This is a genomic window from Arthrobacter sp. Ms25, from assembly GCF_059090365.1.
On the sequence record NZ_JBNHFP010000003.1, the window covers coordinates 362,994 to 383,509 of the forward strand.

Annotated in this window: 21 protein-coding genes and 1 riboswitch; of the genes, 14 read left to right on the top strand and 7 right to left on the bottom strand. The window is 66.8% G+C overall.

From position 1 onward, the window contains the following. Position 1: 1 nt before the first annotated feature. Complete coding sequence (locus tag AC5RT8_RS09880) at positions 2-217, top strand: hypothetical protein (protein WP_494095529.1); 216 nt, start codon at positions 2-4, stop codon at positions 215-217. An 83-nt stretch (positions 218-300) separates the two neighbouring features. Here the strand turns inward: AC5RT8_RS09880 and AC5RT8_RS09885 are convergent, their stop codons facing one another. Further along, the gene (locus AC5RT8_RS09885; RefSeq protein ID WP_494095851.1) at positions 301-861 is read right to left on the bottom strand and encodes an NADPH-dependent FMN reductase; all 561 of its coding nucleotides are present in this window, start codon (positions 859-861) and stop codon (positions 301-303) included. 112 nt (positions 862-973) lie between these two features. Between AC5RT8_RS09885 and AC5RT8_RS09890 the strand changes: the two genes are divergently transcribed. After that, positions 974-1,567 (top strand): TetR/AcrR family transcriptional regulator, encoded by a 594-nt coding sequence (locus tag AC5RT8_RS09890; protein ID WP_494095530.1) that lies wholly within the window; start codon positions 974-976, stop codon positions 1,565-1,567. Here AC5RT8_RS09890 and AC5RT8_RS09895 read toward each other — a convergent pair. Next, complete coding sequence (locus AC5RT8_RS09895) at positions 1,564-2,019, bottom strand: hypothetical protein (protein ID WP_494095531.1); 456 nt, start codon at positions 2,017-2,019, stop codon at positions 1,564-1,566. The genes AC5RT8_RS09890 and AC5RT8_RS09895 overlap by 4 nt on opposite strands. 210 nt (positions 2,020-2,229) lie before the next feature. Here AC5RT8_RS09895 and AC5RT8_RS09900 point away from each other — a divergent pair, with 210 nt between their 5' ends. Beyond that, positions 2,230-3,564 (top strand): MFS transporter, encoded by a 1,335-nt coding sequence (locus AC5RT8_RS09900; RefSeq protein ID WP_494095532.1) that lies wholly within the window; start codon positions 2,230-2,232, stop codon positions 3,562-3,564. 60 nt (positions 3,565-3,624) lie between these two features. On the opposite strand, the gene ald is transcribed toward AC5RT8_RS09900, so the two are convergent. Both ald and AC5RT8_RS09910 read right to left on the bottom strand, forming a co-directional pair. Further along, entirely contained in the window at positions 3,625-4,743 is a 1,119-nt protein-coding gene (gene ald / locus AC5RT8_RS09905; protein WP_494095533.1) for an alanine dehydrogenase, read from the bottom strand. 126 nt (positions 4,744-4,869) lie between these two features. Further along, positions 4,870-5,328 (bottom strand): helix-turn-helix domain-containing protein, encoded by a 459-nt coding sequence (locus tag AC5RT8_RS09910; RefSeq protein ID WP_494095534.1) that lies wholly within the window; start codon positions 5,326-5,328, stop codon positions 4,870-4,872. Positions 5,329-5,496: 168 nt separating this feature from the next. Between AC5RT8_RS09910 and AC5RT8_RS09915 the strand changes: the two genes are divergently transcribed. Both AC5RT8_RS09915 and AC5RT8_RS09920 read left to right on the top strand, forming a co-directional pair. Then, entirely contained in the window at positions 5,497-6,642 is a 1,146-nt protein-coding gene (locus tag AC5RT8_RS09915) for an alcohol dehydrogenase catalytic domain-containing protein (protein ID WP_494095535.1), read from the top strand. Then, complete coding sequence (locus tag AC5RT8_RS09920; RefSeq protein WP_494095536.1) at positions 6,642-7,691, top strand: alpha/beta hydrolase; 1,050 nt, start codon at positions 6,642-6,644, stop codon at positions 7,689-7,691. The genes AC5RT8_RS09915 and AC5RT8_RS09920 overlap by 1 nt, the downstream gene beginning before the upstream one ends. Positions 7,692-7,724: 33 nt before the next feature. Here AC5RT8_RS09920 and aceB read toward each other — a convergent pair whose 3' ends face one another. Then, on the bottom strand, positions 7,725-9,323 hold the full coding sequence (aceB, locus tag AC5RT8_RS09925) for a malate synthase A (RefSeq protein WP_494095537.1): 1,599 nt from the start codon (positions 9,321-9,323) through the stop codon (positions 7,725-7,727). 103 nt (positions 9,324-9,426) lie between these two features. Beyond that, positions 9,427-10,071: an RNA polymerase sigma factor gene (locus tag AC5RT8_RS09930; protein ID WP_494095538.1), complete on the bottom strand. Its 645-nt coding sequence runs from the start codon at positions 10,069-10,071 to the stop codon at positions 9,427-9,429. Positions 10,072-10,348: 277 nt separating this feature from the next. Between AC5RT8_RS09930 and AC5RT8_RS09935 the strand changes: the two genes are divergently transcribed. From AC5RT8_RS09935 to AC5RT8_RS09955, 5 genes are read left to right on the top strand one after another with little or no spacing between them, the layout of a single operon-like run. Next, complete coding sequence (locus AC5RT8_RS09935; protein WP_494095852.1) at positions 10,349-10,807, top strand: Asp23/Gls24 family envelope stress response protein; 459 nt, start codon at positions 10,349-10,351, stop codon at positions 10,805-10,807. 30 nt (positions 10,808-10,837) lie between these two features. Continuing rightward, complete coding sequence (locus tag AC5RT8_RS09940) at positions 10,838-11,017, top strand: hypothetical protein (protein WP_494095539.1); 180 nt, start codon at positions 10,838-10,840, stop codon at positions 11,015-11,017. Continuing rightward, positions 11,014-11,412 (top strand): Asp23/Gls24 family envelope stress response protein, encoded by a 399-nt coding sequence (locus AC5RT8_RS09945; protein ID WP_494095540.1) that lies wholly within the window; start codon positions 11,014-11,016, stop codon positions 11,410-11,412. Before AC5RT8_RS09940 ends, AC5RT8_RS09945 begins: the two co-directional genes overlap by 4 nt. Continuing rightward, entirely contained in the window at positions 11,409-12,020 is a 612-nt protein-coding gene (locus AC5RT8_RS09950) for a DUF6286 domain-containing protein (protein ID WP_494095541.1), read from the top strand. Before AC5RT8_RS09945 ends, AC5RT8_RS09950 begins: the two co-directional genes overlap by 4 nt. Positions 12,021-12,066: 46 nt before the next feature. After that, positions 12,067-12,690: a hypothetical protein gene (locus tag AC5RT8_RS09955; RefSeq protein WP_494095542.1), complete on the top strand. Its 624-nt coding sequence runs from the start codon at positions 12,067-12,069 to the stop codon at positions 12,688-12,690. Positions 12,691-12,697: 7 nt separating this feature from the next. Here the strand turns inward: AC5RT8_RS09955 and cycA are convergent, their stop codons facing one another. Continuing rightward, entirely contained in the window at positions 12,698-14,188 is a 1,491-nt protein-coding gene (gene cycA / locus AC5RT8_RS09960) for a D-serine/D-alanine/glycine transporter (protein ID WP_494095543.1), read from the bottom strand. Positions 14,189-14,483: 295 nt separating this feature from the next. Beyond that, positions 14,484-14,589: riboswitch (glycine riboswitch) on the top strand. A gap of 147 nt (positions 14,590-14,736) precedes the next feature. Here cycA and gcvP point away from each other — a divergent pair. From gcvP to glyA, 4 genes are all read left to right on the top strand, one after another. Further along, positions 14,737-17,586: an aminomethyl-transferring glycine dehydrogenase gene (gene gcvP, locus AC5RT8_RS09965; RefSeq protein WP_494095544.1), complete on the top strand. Its 2,850-nt coding sequence runs from the start codon at positions 14,737-14,739 to the stop codon at positions 17,584-17,586. Positions 17,587-17,598: 12 nt separating this feature from the next. Next, positions 17,599-18,723: a glycine cleavage system aminomethyltransferase GcvT gene (gene gcvT, locus AC5RT8_RS09970; protein ID WP_494095545.1), complete on the top strand. Its 1,125-nt coding sequence runs from the start codon at positions 17,599-17,601 to the stop codon at positions 18,721-18,723. A gap of 106 nt (positions 18,724-18,829) precedes the next feature. After that, on the top strand, positions 18,830-19,207 hold the full coding sequence (gene gcvH, locus AC5RT8_RS09975) for a glycine cleavage system protein GcvH (RefSeq protein ID WP_255765372.1): 378 nt from the start codon (positions 18,830-18,832) through the stop codon (positions 19,205-19,207). Beyond that, complete coding sequence (gene glyA / locus AC5RT8_RS09980; protein WP_494095546.1) at positions 19,204-20,511, top strand: serine hydroxymethyltransferase; 1,308 nt, start codon at positions 19,204-19,206, stop codon at positions 20,509-20,511. Before gcvH ends, glyA begins: the two co-directional genes overlap by 4 nt. Positions 20,512-20,516: the final 5 nt, after the last annotated feature.

Here is a 20,516-nt window from a genome sequence, read left to right on the forward strand (position 1 = left end):
CGTGCAGGCATGGGAGGGGGCCCATCCGGTGGCCGATCATGAGGAAGTAGTGATAGCGGACGCGCAGGAACTCGGTTCGGTTCTTGGTTGCTCCGACGACGTCTTGGCTGTCCTGAAGAACAGCGGTGTCCTGGCGCCCTACGGTGAAGCCTGGAATGTCGGTCCGGCGCGTGAATACCTGAGGGATGCGGCCTGGGCGGACGAGGTCTGGTACTAGGAGAAAGACGGGAACGCAGAAGAGGGACGGACCAGTGACGGTCCGTCCCTCTTCTTGTGCCTGCTTTGGCGAGCCTTCTTTGCCTAGGCTGCGGAGACAGAGGCGTCGGCAAGGATGCGGATAGCCTCGCCGAGCTGTGCAACGGTGTCCGGATCATCCTGCGGGTGGATACCGTCGTAGCGCGTTACGGATCCGCCGATGGCCAGGCGGACTTCTTCGACCACGCGGGCACCGGCGATGCCGACGGACTTGCGGGCATCGTCCTGCGCCCAAACGCCGCCGTACTGGCCGAAGGCGGCACCGATGACGGCGGTGGGCATGCCGGAGATGGCACCTGCGCCGAAGGGCCGGGACAGCCAGTCAATGGCGTTCTTCAGTACGGCAGGCATGGTGCCGTTGTACTCGGGGCTGATCAGCAGCAGCCCGTCAGAGGCGGCGGCGGCGTCGCGCAGGACCTGTGCTGCTTCAGGAACCTGTCCCTCCACGTCAATGTCTTCGTTGTAGAACGGGATGTCGCCCAGCCCCTCAAAGAGTTTCACCTCGACGCCTTCCGGAGCGCCGGCCGCTGCGGCTTCAGCGAGTTGGCGGTTGATCGAACCGGCGCGGAGGCTGCCGACGAGGGTCAGGATGGTGGTGCTCAAAATGGGAACTCCTGTCTAGGCCGTGCCGGATTGAGGACACGAACACGGTTTTATTCTTGGGAACTTAAGCGGACTACAGTCCGATTTTATTCCCGCGACGGTTACACTGGCCCGCATGGACGGGAGAGGACCATCACACGGCGGGATCCGGGTGGATGCTGCCCGGAACCGCCACCGGGTGCTCGAGGCGGCTCTGGAACTCGTTGCTGCCAGCGGCGCCAATGCCTTCACGATGGATGATCTGGCCGAGCGGGCACGCCTGGGCAAGGGGACGGTATTCCGGCGCTTCGGGTCCCGTGCCGGCTTGATGCAGGCGCTTCTGGACCATGCCGAGCAGGGTTTCCGAACCGCGTATCTGTACGGTCCGCCTCCGCTGGGGCCGGGGGCACCTCCGGTCGACCGGCTGTTTGCCTTCGGCCTGGCGCGGTTGGCATCGCTGAACGTGACCGGTGAGCTGGCCCGGGCGGCCGACGTCGATCCCCGGACCCGCTACCAGCATCCGTCCCGCAGCCTTGAACGCGAACACCTGGCCGGACTGCTCCGGCTGACCGGCACGGTTCCTGACCCGGAACTCGCCGCATATCAGCTGACGGCCTTCCTGGATGCAGGCCTGCTTCTCCACCTCTGCGGTGAGGAAGGCATGGACCTGCCCCGTCTGGAGAGGGGATGGGAGGAGCTGGTGGGCGCGCTCGTCCGGCCCGGGAGCTAGGGCTGGGTCCGGGGCCCGCCCGGCTCGAGCCGAAGCGACGCGATGAGGGCGCGCAGGGCCCGCCGCAGTTCCTGGCTGTCCTCTGCATCCAAGGTCGCTTCCGACTGGGCCAGGTTTGCACACTCGATGACCTTGAGGCCTGCCTCGGTAACCGACCAGGTTCCGGACCCGTCCCGGCTGGAATATCCGGCGGACTTCAGTTCCGTCAAACCGCCCTGGATAACTGTTGTGGGCTGGCTGGTCGCCTCGGCCAGCACGGCTTCAGAAGCTGATGCTGCGGCAAGGTAGCCGAGCAGGTGAAAACTGCGCTGGTTCAGGCCAAATCGCTCCAGGGCGCTGTCGGAAGCGATGTGGGTGACGTGGGCGGCTGCGGACAGGAGGCGGGGGAAATACCCGGGTGCCGTCGCGGGCGCGGGGTCGGCGGGACTACTAGAGTCATGGCAAGACGGCACTGGTTCCTCAAGGGTGGGGAAAAATGGGTACGGATGGTTAACCGACCCTGGCCGCGTCTTGACCAGAGGACATCTTATGGGAAATTCTCTGTGCCGAACAAGCGGGATCAGGAGGTATCCGAGGACGGCGGTGCGGCCTGTTCCGTAACGATTCCGCCATTCCGCGACACGGAATCCTATAGTGATGTACTTCTCAGTTAGCTTTGTGTGGTGCAAATTAAGGAACGGATTGAAGATTCGCGGATGAGCCCGCGCCAGGTGGCAATTATCGCCATCTGCACCACCCTCTATATGATCGACGGCTTCGATGTCCTGGTCATGGCGTTCAGCGCCAGCCATGTCGCCGAGGAATGGGGGTTGAACGGCGCGCAGCTGGGGTACCTGCTCAGTGCCGCACTAGTGGGAATGGCCGTCGGATCGATCTTCGTATCGACGGTTTCGGACATTATCGGCCGCCAGAAAACGCTGCTGATCGGTGTCTGCATTGTCGCCGCCGGAATGCTGGCCTCCTACTTCGCCCCGAACTATGCGGTGCTGCTGGTTCTGCGCCTCCTGACGGGCGTGGCCATTGGAACCCTCCAGTCCACCATCAGCGTCTTTGCCTCCGAGTTCTCCAATGCCAAGCGTCGCTCCACCGCCCTGTCCATCGTCAGCATCGGGCAGCCTATCGGCGGCGTCCTGGGCGGCCTGATCAGCGGTGTGTTGATCAGCCACTACGGCTGGCGTTCGGCGTTCCTGTTCGGTGCCGTCGTCACCGTCCTGATGATTCCGCTGGTGATGAAGGTCTTCCCCGAATCCGTCGACTATCTGCTGACCCGCCGCCCGGCGGGGGCACTCGAACGAGTCAACCGCAGCCTCCGGGCCATCGGACAGCCCGCCGTGAAGGTGCTGCCCGAACCCGCGGCCGAGGAGCACCGTAAATCCCGGTTCGCCGACGTCCTGACCGGCTATAACGCCCGCCGGACCATCCTGCTGGCCCTGGCCTACTTCGTCCTCATGGCGAGCTTCTACTTTGCGAACTCCTGGACTCCCCGGCTGATCACGGAAAGCGGGTTCTCCGCGCAGGACGGCATCAACGCAGGGGTGCTCTTCAGCGTCGGGGCGATTGTGGGCGGCATCCTGCTGGGACTGCTGGGGGCGCGCTTCCCCATGCGCAAGGTCCTGGCCGTGTTTTTCGTGATCGGAGCCGCCACGTTCGTCGTGTTCGCCAACTCGACCGACGGCTCGCTGGGCTGGGCGCTGCTGGCGGCAGCACTCGTGGGCTTTGGATCCAACGCACCCATCGCCGGCATGCTGGCGATCAGCCCCACCTATTACACGAGCGAGGTCCGAGGCACCGCCCTGGGCCTGGTGATCGGCATGGGCCGCGTGGGCGCCATCATCTCGCCGATCCTCGCCGGCTCCCTGATAGACGGCGGTTGGACTCCCGGCGATCTGTACTTCCTGTTCGTGATCCCGATGGCGCTGGGCGCCGTCATCATTTCCATGCTGGGCCAGCCGGTCCTCCGCGGGCCCAGCACCAAGGCAGCGGTGCCGGTCCACTAGCGGCTGCCGCCCGGCCGCGCTGCTGCGGGCCGGGCAGTCCGGGTACTCCGGGTCCGTGTACTAGGAGGTGACCAGGTCCGGCACCTCCGAGGCCAGTTCCAGCCCGTGGGCTGCGGAGACTGATGAGTGGGTGACCCGGCCGGCGGCGATATTGAGTCCGTGCGCGAGCTCGGGGTACTTCTCAAAGGCGCCGGCCACTCCCAGGTTGGCCAGGGCCACCGCGTACGGCAGCGTCACGTTCGTCAGCGCGTAGGTGGAAGTGTTCGGAACCGCGCCGGGCATATTGGCCACGCAGTAAAACAGGGAGCCGTGCACACGGAAGGTCGGGTCCTCGTGCGTGGTTGCATGGCTGTCTTCAAAGCAGCCGCCCTGGTCCACGGCGATGTCCACCAGGACGCTTCCCGGCTTCATCCGCGACACCATGTCGTTGGTGACCAGCTTCGGGGCACGGGCGCCGGGAATCAGTACAGATCCGATCACCAGATCCGCGTCCACGACGGCCCGCTCAATCTCGAAGGCATTGGATGCCACCGTCTTGATCCGGCCCGCGTACAGCTCATCGAGTTCCCGCAGCCGGTCAATATTGATGTCCAAGACCGTGACGTCGGCATGGGCGCCGACGGCCGCTGCCGCGGCGTTGGTCCCGGCCACGCCCGCTCCCAGCACCACCACCTTGGCCGGCCGGACACCTGGAACGCCGCCCAGGAGCAGGCCCGGGCCGCCCGCCGGAGCCATCATGGACTGCGCCCCCACCTGGACGGACAACCGTCCGGCCACTTCGGACATGGGCGCGAGCAACGGCAGGGAGCGGCCGCGCTGCACGGTCTCATAGGCGATGGCGGTGACGCCGCGTTCGAGGAGCGCCGCCGTCAGTTCCGGCTCGGCCGCCAAATGCAGGTAGGTGAAAAGGATCAGGCCAGGCCGGAAGTGCCGGTACTCGGAGGCAATGGGCTCCTTGACCTTGAGGACCATGGCGGCCCTGGACCAGACGTCGTCGGCTGAGTCCAGGATCTGCGCTCCGGCGGCGGTGTATTCCGCATCCGTGATATTCGAGCCGGTGCCGGCACCACTTTGTACCAGCACCTCGTGGCCGTGGACGCGCAGTTCATGCACGCCCGAGGCGGTTATAGCTACTCGGAATTCATTGTTCTTGATTTCCTTGGGGATACCGATGATCACAGTATTGCTCCGTCAGTAGGGTCAGTGGGCGGGGTGTCCGCCGTCACATTCCCAGCATAGGTGCACCGCCGCGCCGCCGGGCAGGGGCGCCGGCGGCCGGTTTCCCTCCGCCGGCGGCTCCGCGTGTCAGGCGCCTGCCGGCCCGGCGGAGTCCGGCCCGGCTTCCCTTGCTGCCCTTGCCGCTTTCGCGGCCTGCTGGGATTCGAGCCAGGACTGGATGTCCTCCATGCGGATGCGGCGGTGCGAGCCGCGGTACTCAACCGGGATGATTCCGGCATCCGTCAGATTGCGCAGATAGGTATGGGAAATGCCGGCCGCCGCGGCTGCCTGGGAGGTGGTGAGCAGCGGCACCGGTCCGGGGGGAAGCGGCGGATCAACAGGCTCCGACGGCTCGGAAGACACCGTTACGGGGTGCCCCTCCGCAAGACGGGAGAGCAGATCCAGTACCCCGTCCCGGGCGGCGGCGGGCAGGCGCAACGCCGTCCCGTCCACGAAGACGGTGACGTCCCCGGCGGCCAAGGCCCGCTTCAGCGCGAGGGTGTCTTTATCCGGCAGCGCCGGCACGGTCCTGGAACTCTTCCTCATGGTCCTCATCTTGCCAAACGAATGCCGGATCTGCGGCCCCTGCGGCCGTGTTGGAGCGGTTGGGGCCGGGCCGGCCAGCGGGACGTCCCGCGTCAGCCGTGGTGGAATAGGGCTGTCGTGTTGAAACGGACCGGGAACCCGGTCCGGCATTTACTCAAGGGAGAGTGCATGGGCACCGAGAGCACCAGGTCCATCCGCGGCGCGGTCCTGCAGACCATCGGCGCACCGCGCCCCTATGCGCAGTCCCGCCCGGTTGTGGTGCAGGATCTGAAGCTGCAGCCGCCCGGCCCCGGCGAAATCCTGGTGCGCATCGAGGCTGCGAGCCTGTGCCACTCGGACCTGTCGGTGGTGAACGGGAGCCGCGTGCGGCCGCTGCCCATGCTGCTCGGCCATGAGGCGGCGGGCAAAGTGGAGGAACTGGGAGAGGGGGTGGAGGACCTCGCCGTCGGCCAGCGAGTAGTCATGGCCTTCCTGCCCCGCTGCGGTGAATGTGCCGGTTGCCGGACCGAAGGGAAGATGCCCTGCATCCCGGGATCGGCAGCGAACAATGCCGGGACGCTGCTCGACGGCGGGATGCGGCTGTCCGACACGGACGGCGGCCAGGTGCGCCACCATCTGGGCGTTTCGGGTTTCGCAACGCACGCCGTGGTCAACCGGAAATCTGTGGTGCCGGTGGGCGATGACATTCCCCCGCACGTGGCGGCCCTGCTGGGCTGCGCCGTCCTGACGGGCGGCGGGGCGGTGTTGAACCCGGCCCGCCCGGGCAAGGATGACGACGTCGCGATCGTCGGGCTCGGCGGTGTCGGCATGGCGGCCCTGCTGACGGCTCTGTCCCTGGATGTCCGCAGCGTGATCGGCATCGACTCGCTGCCCGAAAAACTGGCGCGGGCCCGGGAGCTTGGTGCGGATGCGGTCTACACGCCGCAGGAGGCGCTCGAAGCCGGCATTCGGCCGGCCCTGGTGATCGAAGCTGCCGGCCATCCCCGTGCCTTTGAAACGGCCGTGCGGATCACCGCCCCCGGCGGCACTACGGTCACGGTCGGATTGCCCGCTCCGGACCAGACCGCAGAAATCCCGCCGCTGACGCTCACCGCCGAGGCCCGGACCATCATCGGCAGCTACCTCGGTTCCGCCGTCCCGGCCCGGGACATTCCCGTGTACGCCCAGCTGTGGCGGGAGGGAAAACTGCCCGTGGAGGAGTTGGTGTCCGCCACCATAGCGCTGGAGGACATCAATGAGGCCATGGATACCCTGGCGGACGGCCTGGCGATCCGCCAGGTCATCCGCTTCGAGCCGGACAGCGGTCCCGCCTGATGCGACCGCACGCCGGGCGCCGGTGGGAGCCGGACATCCTCGGCGAGGGATTCGAGCAGCTGGCCCTGGATCTGCCCGGCGGCAGGGTCGCGACCCTGGTCCGGTACCGGCCGCCGGCCGGTACGTCCGGCCCGGCCGGCCCGTCCCCGGTCATATCGCCGGATGCTCCGGCGGGCACCGTACCGGATGTGCTTTATGTACACGGGTGGTCCGACTACTTTTTCCAGACCGAACTGGCACGCTACTGGGCCGGGCAGGGGGCCAGGTTCTTCGCCGTCGACCTGCATCACTACGGCCGCAGCCTGCGCCCGGGCGAGGAGCCCGGATATGTCCAGGACCTCAGCGACTACGACGCGGATCTGGACGCCGCACTGGACGCCATGGGGCAGAACACAGCGGGCACCGGGCCGCTGATCCTGCTGGGGCACTCCACCGGAGGCCTGACCCTGGCCCTCTGGGCGCACCGCCACCCCGGGCGGGCCGCAGCCCTGATCCTGAACAGCCCCTGGCTGGAATTCCAGGCCACTGAACTGGCCCGCCGCGTCATTTCCCCGCTGGTCAGCCTGCAGGCGCAGCACCATCCCCGCAGGCCGTTGCCGCCGGTCGATCCAGGCATCTACACCCGGACCGTTTCCGCTGCGTTCGGGGGAGAGTGGCACTACAACATCGCCTGGCGTCCCGTGCGGGGATTCCCGGTCACGGTGGCCTTCCTCCACGCCGTGTTTTCGGCCCAGGCGACGGTGGCTGCAGGCCTGCACCTGCAGCTGCCTGTCCTGGTGCTGCTTTCGGACAACAGCTACCTGCATCCGCGCTGGTCGGAAAATGCGGAACGTTCCGACGTCGTCCTGGACGTCAACGTGGTGGCCCACCGCGCGCTCTCGCTCGGAAACTCGGTGAGTGTGGAGCGGATTCCGCAGGCGATGCATGACGTTTTCCTGTCCGCGCCGGCGATCCGGGCCCAGGCCTACAACGCCATTACCCGCTGGGGCAGCGGATACCTGCGGACCGTTCTTCCGGGCGGCAGCACGGTCCGCAGGCCGAAGGGGTAGCCGGACAGGTTCCATCCGCCCGGCCGCGGGGCCCTAGTCGATCAGCTCGTAGGCCGGAAGGGTCAGGAAGTCCGTGTAGTCCTTGGACAGGCTGATCTCTCCGATGATGCGGCTTGCCGGCTCGAAGTACCCCGTGAACATCTCCTCGGACACCTCTGAGCGCAGCCGCTCCGTTTCCTCAGCGAGGAGCCGGCTGACCAATGCCTCGGTGACGGTCTCGCCGGTGTCTTCGAGGACCACGTTGTTGCGTACCTGCTGCCAGACCTGGGACCGGGAGATCTCCGCGGTGGCGGCGTCCTCCATGAGGTTCCGGATGGCGACGGCCCCGTTGCCGGAGAGCCAAATGGCCACATAGTTGACGGCGACATAGAGGTTGGACCGCAGCCCGGCCTCCGTAATGGAGCCCGGAGCCGTGCTGACATCGAGCAGGTCCGTGGCGGTGACGGAGACGTCCTCACGCTGGCGGTCCACCTGGTTCGGCTTGTCGCCGAGCGTGCTGTCAAAGACCTCCCGGCACACGGGCACCAGATCCGGATGCGCCACCCAGGAACCGTCAAAACCGTCTCCGGCCTCACGGGTTTTGTCCGCCCGCACCTTGTCCAGCGCGCTCGCGGTGATTTCCGGTTCGCGGCGGTTGGGGATGAACGCGGCCATGCCGCCCATGGCAAAGGCGCCGCGGCGGTGGCAGGTCTTGACCAGCAGTTCCGTGTAGGCCCGCATAAAGGGTGCGGTCATGGACACATCCGCGCGGTCCGGCAGCAGATAGGCCTTCCCTGCGTCGCGGAAGACCTTGATCATGCTGAACAGGTAATCCCAGCGTCCGGCGTTCAGCCCGGAGGCATGGTTGCGCAGTTCGTAGAGAATTTCCTCCATTTCAAAGGCGGCCGGAATGGTTTCGATCAGGACCGTGGCGCGGACGGAGCCCTGCGGCACGCCGACATAGTCTTCGGAGAAGGTGAAGATATCGTTCCAGAGGCGGGCCTCCAGGTGGCTCTCCATCTTGGGCAGGTAGTAGTAGGGGCCCTGCCCGTTGTCCAGCAGCTGGCGGGCGTTGGCGAAGAAGTGGAGTCCGAAGTCCACCAGCGCGCCGACGGCGGGCTCGCCGTCGATCAGCAGGTGCTTTTCGGGCAGGTGCCAGCCGCGCGGGCGCATGACGACGACGGCGAGCGGCGCATCCGTGCGCAGCGAGTACTCCTTGCCCTCGGGTGAGGTGAAGGAAAGGTCTCCGCGGGCCGCGCGGTACAGGTTCACCTGGGAATCCACCACGTTGTGCCAGGTGGGGGTGCAGGCGTCCTCAAGGTCCGCCAGCCAGACCTTGGCCCCCGAGTTCAGGGCATTGATGGCCATCTTGGCGGGGGATGCGGGGCCGGTCATTTCCACACGGCGGTCCTGCAGTGCGGCAGGCGCTTCGGCCACCTTCCACTCGCCGCTGCGGATGTCGGCGGTCTCGGACAGGAAATCCAGCCTTCCCGTGGTGGCTGCTTCCTGCCGCCGGACCGAGCGCGCGGCAAGGCGCTCGTCCCGGATGCTGCGGAAACGGCGGTGGAGTTCTTCGATGAACTCCAGTGCCTCGGGCGTCAGGATGCGCTCCGCGCCTTCGGCGGGCGAGGAGTCGGTTACTTCGATGGCCATGATGATTCTCCCTATTGCGGTGCCGGTGGACAGCACGACAGTGACGTCGGCAACTTCTTCCGTATCGTGGATATTATTGTCTGAGAAGTGGAATAACAAGGGTTTACTGCCACTGCCGCATTGCTGCCGTCAGGTGCCCGCGGGCCCGGGCCAGCCGGCCCCGCACCGCCTGCGGGCTGATCAGCAGGGCGGCTCCGATCTCTGCGTAGCTCTGGCCATGGATTTCACGAAGCAGCCAGCAGGCCCGCTGGTCCGCCGGCAGCAGGGACAGTGCACGGCGCAGCGCCTCCAGCTCGGCCGCCTCCTCTGCCCTGTGGTGCGGGTCCAGCTTCCGGTCCGTCTCCCGCACGGAGACCACTTCCGCGGCGTCCGCCAGCGGGTCGGCGCCGGGCAGATCCTGGGGGTGCGACGTACGGTGCCGAAGCACATCCAGGCAGCGGTTGGTGGCCGTGCGGTAGACCCAGCCTCCGAAGGCTTCTTCGCGGTTCAAGGTCGGAAGGACCCGCCAGCCGGCCGTCAGGGTGTCCTGGACAACGTCCTCGGCGTCCCCGCGGTCCCGAAGCATCCGGTAGGCGAGCCGGAACAGCCTGCGCTGGTACACCGCCACGAGGTATTCAAACGCCGGCAGATCCCCGTCGCGTGCCCGCGCGACCAGGGCCGCCTCGTCGACATGGCCGTTCCACGGTTGCGTGCTCCGGGGGGAGTTCCCGTGCTCATACGCCGCCTGCGGCAGCTCGAATCCTGCCATGGTGTTCCTTGTCCTGTCCGGCGGCGGCCGGACCTGCTGCGATTGTCCCAGATCGGGTGCCGGTGCGGAATAACGGCGGTGCGGACCGGGCAATGTGGGCCGAAGTTACCGTTTGTGCGTGACGATCCCGGTTCCTGCCCGTCATTACCTCTGTAAGGGACGCGAGCGGTGCATCCGCTACTGAATGCAGGAGATGATTCCCATGGCAGATCCATCAAAGACGGCGGGGGCAACGTCCGCTACGGCCGGCCCGCAGGGGCAGGAGCAGGGGCAGACCATGCCGCAGGGATCGCCCGACGTCGACGCCGGCCGCCGGTCGGGGCCGCTGCAGACACCGCGGGGGGACACCACCATCGAAGAAACAGTGGTGCAGAAGCTGGCCGGGATGGCTACCCGCGAAGTTCCGGGGGTCTACACCATGGGCAACGCGGCACGCCGCGCTTTCAGCTCCATGACCGAACGTATTCCGGGATCGCAAACCAATGTCAGCAACGGGGTCACGGTGGAAAAGGGCGAACGCCAGGCTGCGATCGACGTGAGCATCGTCGTCGAATACGGCTACTCCGTGGTGGAGGTGAGCCAGGGGATCCGGCGCAACGTCATCCGGTCCGTGGAGAACGCCACCGGCTTGGAGGTTCTGGAGGTGAACGTGAATGTCACCGACGTCCACCTGCCGGAGGAGAACGGGGAGCAGGATGACCGTCCGGCGCCCAGCTCGTCGCAGACCCTTCAGTAAAGGCAGCACAACAACCAAAAGGAGGATTCCATGTCCGGAACACAGTGGTGTCTGGTAATCGGGCTGGTACTGGGAATCGTACTGGCTTTCGGCGGCTGGCTGGCCTTCCTGATAACGGTCCTGTTCGGCCTGATCGGGCTGCTGGTGGGCCTGGTGGTGGACGGAAAGGTGGACGTTCCGGGAATGCTCGGTAAAGCGACAAGCCGATGACCGCGCAGTCGGGAGCGCTGCCGGCGCTCTGGGACGTTGGCGGCCGGGGCGAAACCGTCCTGGCCCGGCGGGTACTGGAGAAGACAGCCAGCCAGGTTGCGCGGGACGAAACCTTTGCCGGCGGAAGCTCGCACGGGTTCCTGGGCATCGGCAGCCGGGCTGATCTTTCCGCACGTCCGGACGCCAAGGTGGAACTCGCCGGAAACTCAGCGAGCCTCAAGGTCACCGTGGGGCTTCCTTATCCGATGCCGCTGCGCCAGGCCACGGAGCAGCTGCGCCGCCGGATCACCGAACGCGTCACGGAATTGACCGGCGTCCAGGTGCGGCAGGTGAACATTACGGTGTCCTGGCTGAAGCCTCCCCGTGAGCTGCGCCGGAGAAGGAACCTGCAGTGAGCACGAAAATGCCGCCGGTATCCATGCGGCGCCGGCCCAGCCGGTCCGTTCCCGCAACAGTGTGCGCCGTCCTGATGCTCGCCCTCGGCGTCGCCCTGGTCTGGGGCGCCGTCGTCCGCCTGGTGCAGGGAAGCTGGCCGCTGTTCGTGACGCAGCCGCTGGGGTGGCTCGAACAGACCGGCTGGGACAGTACCCGGGGCTGGACCGGGGCCGTTGTCCTGCTGCTGATCGGGGGCATCCTGGTGCTGTGCGGGATGATCCCCGGCGACTTCTCGGCACTGCCGCTACGGGGCAAATCGGCCACCATGCCGGACCTGCCAGGTGCCGGGGAATCCGCCGGCGTGCCGTCCGTCCAGGGCGGGGAACGTGTGGTGATGAGCCGCCGGGCCGTTGCCCGGCTGGCGGCATCCACCTGCAACCACATCGACGGCGTGGCTTCCGCCTCGGCGAGGGCCTCTTCACGCAAGGTCCATCTGGACGTCACGACGGCGCTGCACGGCACGTCCGACGTACGGCACTGGGTAGTGGACGGCGTGCGCTCGCGTCTTGCCGCGACGGGACTGGACCCGGTGCCCGCTGTGACGGCCTCGGTCCGTACGCGGGACTGACGGTGACGGAGCGGGGCGGGCAGCCGGGAGGAAAGGCAACGGAAAAATGAGACACCATGCGGGAAAGACCAATCGCACGTGGCTGATTGTCCTCGGGATCATCTTCCTTGCTGCCGGAGTGCTGGCAGTGCTCATCGCCAACGGGACACTGGAACGCCTCATCGGCGGCAGCCCCGGACGCTCGGACCGGGTGCTGTCCGACGGCCAGGGCCTTTTGTCTGGTGAATATGCATCCTGGGGCATGCTGCTGGCCGGGCTGATCCTGGGGCTATTGGGACTGTGGTGGCTGACGGCCCAGGTTCCGCGAGCCCGGGCGGCAGGGACGTTCCGGCTCCAGGACGACGCTGCACACGGCACCACCGTGTGCGACCCCCGGGTGCTCGCCGCCGCCGTCGGCCACGAGACCGAACAGCTGCCCGGCGTGGTGGGTTCCACCGTCCGCCTCCGCGGTACCCCTGACGAACCGGATCTGGCCATGAAGGTGACGGTGAATGCCGACACTGACGTGCAGGGGGTCATTGCCCGGATCCAGCAGGAGGTGGTGCCGCACCTGGTCTCGGCACTGGAGGTGCCGCTCAGTACCTTCGGGCTGGAGATCGACGCCAGCAGCAAGGCCGGATCCCCGGGAGGCGGCGCTGCCGTCAGCTCCCGGGGGACCGTCGTCTACTAGGAGCCGCCTAGGGCCTGCCGGCCGGCAGCGCAGCCCGCTCGCGGGCGACGTCGTCGCGGTGCGCGGCCACACGCGCCTGGTGCAGCGGCGTGCGCCGCAGGACGGAGTAAATGACGCCCAGCAGGAGGAACCAGGCGGGGGTAACAAGCAGGGCCTGCAGTGTGTCGGTCTGGGTGGTGAGCGCCCACAGGATGAAGGCGAAGAACGCGAGGACCACGTAGACCATCACGACGCCGCCGGGCAGCTTAAAGCTTGATGCAACATGCAGCTGCGGCCGGCGCTTCCGGTACACCAGGTAGCTGATCAGGATGATGGACCAGACGAACATAAAGCACAGTGCCGAAATGGTGCTCACCAGGGTGAACGCCGCGCTGACCGATTCCCCGGCGTACAGCAGTACGACACCGCCCAGCAGGAAGGTGCAGGAGAAGAACAGGGCGTTCTGGGGAACTTTCCGCCGGGAGAGGCGTCCGAAGGGCCGGGGCGCATCGCCGTCCTGGGCCAGGCCGAAAACCATACGCGACGTGGAATATATCCCCGAATTCGCCGAAGACGCCGCGGAAGTCAGCACCACGAAGTTCACGATGGCTGCGGCGGTGCCCAGCCCGGCCAGCGTGAACATGCCCACGAACGGGCTTTCATCGGCGCTGAATTCGTTCCACGGGATCACTGCCATCAGGACGGTCAGGGCGCCCACATAGAACAGCAGGATGCGGATGGGAATGGAGTTCACGGCCCGGGGCAGGTTCTTTTCCGGGTCCTTGGTCTCCGCCGCTGTGGTGCCCACCAGCTCGATCCCGACAAACGCGAACACGGCAATCTGGAAGCCGGCAATGAAGCCCATGGGACCGGTGGGGAAGAAGCCGCCGTGTTCCCACAGGTTGCCGAAGCCTGCCCGTACGCCGTCGCCGTGCGTGAAGCCGGTGAAGATCATGACCAGGCCCACGACAATGAGCGTCAGGATGGCGACGATTTTGATCAGTGCAAACCAGAACTCGGTTTCACCGAAGGCCTTCACCGTCGGGAGATTCAGCGCGAGCAGAACCAGGATGCAGGCCAGGGCCGGTATCCACAGCGGGGCATTGCCCCACCAGAAGGTGACGTAGTGCGCAATTGCCACCACGTCCGCGATACCGGTGACCACCCAGCAGAACCAGTAGGTCCAGCCCGTGAAGAAGCCGGCCCACGGCCCCAGCAGGTCGGCCGAGAAGTCGGTGAAGGACTTGTAATTGAGGTTGGAGAGCAGTAGTTCGCCCATGGCCCGCATCACGAAGAACAGCATGAAGCCGATGATCGCGTAGACGAAGATCACTGACGGTCCTGCCGCGGAGATGGTCTTGCCGGATCCCATGAACAAACCGGTGCCGATGGCGCCGCCGATGGCCAGCAGCTGAATATGCCGGCTGGACAGGGAGCGGGCGAGGTGGGGTTCCTCTGCTCCGTTTTGCGGCGCGGGAACAGCGCTGTCGCTCTGTGGGCGGGTTATGTGCTCAGACATTGGAATCTCTCTTTTAGGCACCCGCCGGCAGCTCGTCCGCCGTAATCGCCTATGCCGCCCCGAAAGGCAGCCCTGGATGTTGGCGCTGCCGCCGACATTTCAGTTTGGAAGCCGTTTGCAGGCTCCGTCAAATTCACGCAGCTGTGACGTCGCAGGTCACACGGGGGTTCGCCCCGATGGGCATGCCCCGCAGCCGGGCGTGTTGATTGGTTGAGTGGCAGCGGCAGGCAGGCTAAAGTTGTGTGTGTCACACGGCCTGAGGAAATGCTCGAGCCAACAACTGAACATGCCTTTATCAGCCGTGGCGGGAGAGTTCCGCCGGATGCACAGCAGCATCGGCGGGCGCCGTAGGAGCAAACCCTCCCCGGGAATCTCTCAGGCCCCCGTACCGCCACAGCGAGGCAACTCTGGAAAGCAGTTCCCGGCCTGCCGGAAACTCACCGACGGTGCAAGCGGAAGAACACCCGCGGAATCTCTCAGGTCCAATACAGAGCGGGGAGGATCCGTCTACGTCGACGTACCCCCGTCTGTCTTTCCTGGAGCCTCACATGCCTGCAGAACCGTCCTCCTCCACTCTTGCCGCCGCGTTCGCGGACAGGCATATCGGCGCCCGTGCCGATGCCGTTGACACCATGCTCAAGGCCGTCGGCTACGACTCCCTTGACGGCCTGGTGGACATGGCCGTCCCCGCTGCAATCCGGCAGGGCTTCCCGCTGGTCCTGGATCCCGCGCAATCCGAAGAGGAAACCCTCGCTGCGCTGCGCCGCATTGCCGGGAAGAACAAGACCGCCGTGCAGATGATCGGGCAGGGCTACTACGGCACGCACACTCCGCCGGTGATCCTGCGCAACGTGGTGGAGGATCCGGCCTGGTACACCGCCTACACCCCGTACCAGCCCGAAATCTCCCAGGGCCGCCTCGAAGCGCTGCTGAACTTCCAAACCATGGTCCAGGACCTCACCGCCCTGCCCATCGCCAACGCGTCCCTGCTGGACGAAGCCACCGCGGTGGCCGAAGCGGTGCTGCTGATGCGCCGGTCCAATAAGGCAAAGGGCAACGGCGCCATTGTGCTGGACCGCGAACTCTTCCCGCAGACCATCGCCGTGGTGAAGGGGCGCGCGAAGGCGCTCGGCTTCGAGGTCATCGTGACCGACCTGGCGGCCGGCCTCCCGGAAGGCGAGCTCGCCGGCGTCGTCCTGCAGCAGCCCGGCGCCTCCGGCGTGGTCCGGGACCTTGCCGGTGTGATCGCCGACGCCAAGGAACGCGGCGCCCTCGTCACCGTGGCCGCGGACCTGCTGGCCCTGACGCTCATCACTCCTCCCGGCGAGCAGGGCGCGGACATTGCCGTCGGCTCCGTGCAGCGCTTCGGCGTCCCGCTGTTCTTCGGCGGCCCGCACGCCGCCTACATGGCCGTCCGCAAGGGCCTGGAGCGGTCCCTGCCCGGCCGTCTGGTGGGCGTCTCGAAGGATTCCGCCGGCACCCCCGCCTACCGGCTGGCGCTGCAGACCCGCGAGCAGCACATCCGCCGGGAGAAGGCCACATCCAACATCTGCACCGCGCAGGCGCTGCTGGCCATCGTGGCCTCCATGTACGCCGTCTACCACGGCCCCGAAGGCCTGACGGCGATTGCCCGCCGTGCCCATGAGTCCGCCCGTTCGCTGGCTGCCGCGCTGCAGGCCGCCGGCGTCGAACTGCTGCACGAGAGCTTCTTCGACACCGTGACCGCCCGTGTCCCCGGCCGCGCAGCGGAGATTATTGCCTCCGCCGAGGCGAAGGGCATCAACCTGCGCTCCATCGATGCGGACACCGTGGGCATCTCCGCCGACGAAACGACGACGCCGGCCGTCATCGCCGACGTCGCCGCCGCCTTCGGTGCGGCCCCCGTCGACGCCGTGGAAGGCTTCGACCTGCCCGCCGGACTGCTGCGCACCTCCGAGTTCATGACGCACCCGGTGTTCTCCTCCTACCGCTCCGAAACCCAGATGCTGCGCTACCTGCGCCGCCTCTCGGACCGCGACCTGGCCCTGGACCGCACCATGATTCCGCTGGGCTCCTGCACCATGAAGCTCAACGCCACCGCGGAAATGCAGGCCATGACCTGGCCGGAATTCGCGTCCATCCACCCGTTCGCTCCGGATTCCCAGACCGAGGGCTGGCGGGAACTGATTGCGGACCTGGAAGAGAAGCTTGCGGTCATCACCGGATACGACACGGTGTCCATCCAGCCCAACGCCGGTTCGCAGGGCGAACTGGCCGGACTGCTGGCCATTCGCGGCTACCACCACTCCCGCGGCGATCAGCAGCGTACCGTCTGCCTCATCCCCGCCTCCGCGCACGGCACCAACGCCGCCTCGGCCGTGCTGGCCGGCATGAAGGTAGTGGTTGTGGCCACCGCCGACGACGGCGCCATTGACCACGCGGACCTGCGCGCCAAGATCGACGCGCACCGCGAAAACCTTGCCGCCATCATGATCACCTATCCCTCCACCCACGGGGTGTTCGACGACGACGTCCGCGACGTCTGCGACGCCGTGCACGAGGCCGGCGGCCAGGTCTACATTGACGGCGCCAACCTCAACGCGCTCGTGGGCCTGGCCCAGCCCGGCGAATTCGGCGGCGACGTCTCCCACCTGAACCTGCACAAGACCTTCTGCATCCCGCACGGCGGCGGCGGCCCCGGCGTCGGACCCGTGGCCGCGAAGGCGCACCTGGCACCGTTCATGCCCGGCGATGCCGCCACCTGGACCGACGGCGAGGACATCCCCGTCTCCGCCTCCCGCTTCGGCTCCGCCGGCGTGCTGCCCATCTCCTGGGCCTACGTGAACCTGATGGGCGGCGAGGGCCTGACCAGTGCCACCAAGCACGCCCTGCTCGCGGCGAACTACGTGGCCGCCCGCCTGAACGAGTACTTCCCGGTGCTCTACACCGGCAAGGGCGGACTGGTGGCGCACGAGTGCATCCTGGACCTGCGCGAGCTGACCGCGAAGACCGGCGTCACCGCCGAAGACGTGGCCAAGCGGCTGGTGGACTACGGCTTCCATGCCCCCACGCTGTCCTTCCCGGTGGCAGGCACCCTGATGGTGGAGCCCACCGAGTCCGAGGACCTGGGCGAGATGGACCGCTTTATCGACGCAATGATCGCCATCCGCGCCGAAATCGACCAGGTGGCCGCCGGGGACTTCACCCTTGAGGGCAGCCCGCTGCGCAACGCCCCGCACACCGCCGTCGTGGTGGCAGCCAACGACTGGGACCGCGCCTACCCGCGTGAACAGGCCGCTTTCCCGCTGCGCAGCCTGCGCATGGACAAGTATTTCCCGCCCGTGGGCAGGATCGACGGCGCCGCAGGAGACCGGAACCTCATCTGTTCCTGCCCGCCCATCGAAGACTTCGAAAACTAGAAGGAACATTCCATGACTGAGAAGTACACGGCGCTCTACGAAGCGCACAAACAGCTGGGTGCCTCCTTCACCGACTTCGGCGGCTGGCAGATGCCCCTGAAGTACAGCTCCGAGCTCGCCGAACATAAGGCCGTACGCAGCGCCGCCGGCCTGTTCGACCTCTCCCACATGGGCGAAGTGGAGGTCACCGGGCCCGACGCCGGTGCGTTCCTGGACTTCGCACTGGCGGGCAAGCTGTCCGCCGTGAAGGTGGGGCGTGCCAAGTATTCGCTGATTACCAACAATGACGGCGGGATCATCGATGACCTGATCAGCTACCGCCTCGCCGACGACGCCTATCTGGTGGTGCCCAACGCCGGCAACGCGGACACCGTGGCCGCCGAACTGGCCGCCCGCGCCGAAGGTTTCGATGTCACGGTGAACAACGTGTCCGCCGAAACCTCCCTGGTGGCGGTGCAGGGCCCGGCCGCCGAGGCCATCCTGCTGGACCTGGTCCCCGCCGACCAGGCGGAAGTTGTCACCGGGATGAAGTACTACGCCGCCGCCACGGTGGGCCTCCGGGCGGGGGAGCGGACCCTGGACCTGCTCGTCGCCCGCACCGGGTACACCGGCGAGGACGGGTTCGAGATCTACGTGCCGAACGACGACGCCGCGGCCCTCTGGGACGCGCTGCTCGCGGCCGGCTCGGAGTCCGGCCTGATCCCGGCGGGCCTGGCCTGCCGCGATTCGCTCCGGCTGGAGGCCGGCATGCCGCTCTACGGCAACGAGCTCACCCTGGATACGGACCCCTACGCAGCGGGCCTCGGCCCCGTGGTGGCCCTGTCCAAGGAAGGCGACTTTGTCGGCCGCGAGGCCCTGGCCGCCAAGAAGGAGGCGGGTCCCTCGCGGAAACTCGTCGGTCTGAAGGGCTCCGGCCGCCGTTCGGCCCGCAGCCATTATCCGGTCCTCAGCAGCGACGGCGAAACGATTGGTGAAGTCACCTCGGGCGCGCCCAGCCCCACCCTCGGTTTCCCGATCGCCCTCGCCTACGTGGATGCGGCCTACGCCGAACCCGGAACCGAGCTCGCCGTCGACCTCCGCGGCAAGCCCGAATCCTTCACGGTTGTCGACCTTCCGTTCTACAAGCGCGACAAGTAACTGACTCCGTTACGGCAACCACGGGCGCGCGGCAGAATGCCGCGCTTCCGCAGCCCCGGCCTAAACTTTGAACAAACCACGATCAAGCTTTCCGAGAGGCAACCAGATGAGCAAAGTAAACGCAGGACTCCGCTATTCCGCCGAACATGAGTGGGTGGACTCCTCGAGCCCCGTCCGCGTCGGCATTTCCGCCGTCGCTGCGGACGCGCTTGGCGACGTCGTTTATGTTGACCTGCCCGCCGTCGGCGACACGGTCACTGCCGGGGAAACCTGCGGGGAGGTCGAATCCACGAAGTCCGTCTCGGACCTGTACGCGCCGGTTTCCGGTGAAATCGTGGAGATCAACCAGGAGGCCATCGACAACCCGGCGCTGCTGAATGAAGATCCGTACGGTGCCGGCTGGCTGTTCACCGTGAACGCCACGAGTGAGGGTGCGCTGCTCAGTGCCGAGGAATACGCGGAGAAGAACGGCGGCGAGCTGTGAGCGACTACCTCAACGACTCCCTGGCGTCGGTCGACCCCGAGGTCGCAGAACAGATCGACAACGAGCTCCGCCGGCAGCAGCAGGGCCTGGAGATGATCGCTTCCGAGAACCACACTGCCTTCTCCGTGATGCAGGCCCAGGGCTCGGTGCTGACCAACAAGTACGCCGAGGGCTACCCGGGACGCCGCTATTACGGCGGCTGCGAATTCGTGGACGTCATCGAACAGCTCGCCATCGACCGCGCCAAGTCCCTCTTCGGTGCGGGCTTCGCCAACGTGCAGCCGCACTCCGGTGCGCAGGCCAACGCCTCAGTGATGCACGCCCTGATCCGGCCCGGAGACACCATCCTGGGCCTGTCCCTGGCGCACGGCGGGCATCTGACCCACGGCATGAAAATCAACTTCTCCGGCCGGCTTTACAACGTGGTGCCCTACAACGTGTCCGAAGAGGACCACCGTGTGGATATGGCCGATGTGGAAGCCCTCGCCAAGGAACACCGGCCCAAGCTGATCGTGGCCGGCTGGTCCGCCTACGCCCGCCAGCTGGACTTCGCCGAATTCCGCCGCATCGCGGACGAGGTGGGCGCCTACCTCATGGTGGACATGGCCCACTTCGCCGGCCTGGTGGCCACGGGACTGCATCCCAGTCCTGTTCCCCACGCCCATGTGGTCACCACCACCACGCACAAGACCCTCGCCGGACCCCGCGGCGGCATCATCCTCTCCAACGACGCCGACATCGCCAAGAAGATCAATTCGGCGGTGTTCCCCGGCCAGCAGGGCGGTCCGTTGGAGCACGTCATCGCGGGCAAGGCAACGGCCTTCAAGATCGCCGCCACCCCCGAGTTCAAAGAGCGGCAGGAACGCACGCTCGCCGGCGCCCGGATCCTTGCCGAGCGCCTGCTGGCCGACGACGTCGCTGCCGCCGGCATCTCCGTGGTCTCCGGCGGAACGGACGTTCACCTGGTGCTCGTTGACCTGCGCAACGCGTCCCTCAACGGCCAGGAGGCCGAAGACCGGCTGGCGCAGATCGACATCACCGTGAACCGCAACGCGGTGCCGTTCGACCCGCGGCCGCCCATGGTGACCTCGGGCCTGCGCATCGGCACCCCCGCCCTGGCCACCCGCGGCTTCGGTGAAGACGCGTTCCGGGAAGTTGCGGACATCATTGCCTCGGCCCTCATCGCCAATGAGGATTCAGACCTGGCACCCCTGCGTAAGCGCGTCACCGCGCTCGCCCAGGCCCATCCGCTGTACCCGGAGGTGGCGGACCTCTCCGCTGCCCCCGCTGCGGCAAACCGTTAGGAAAT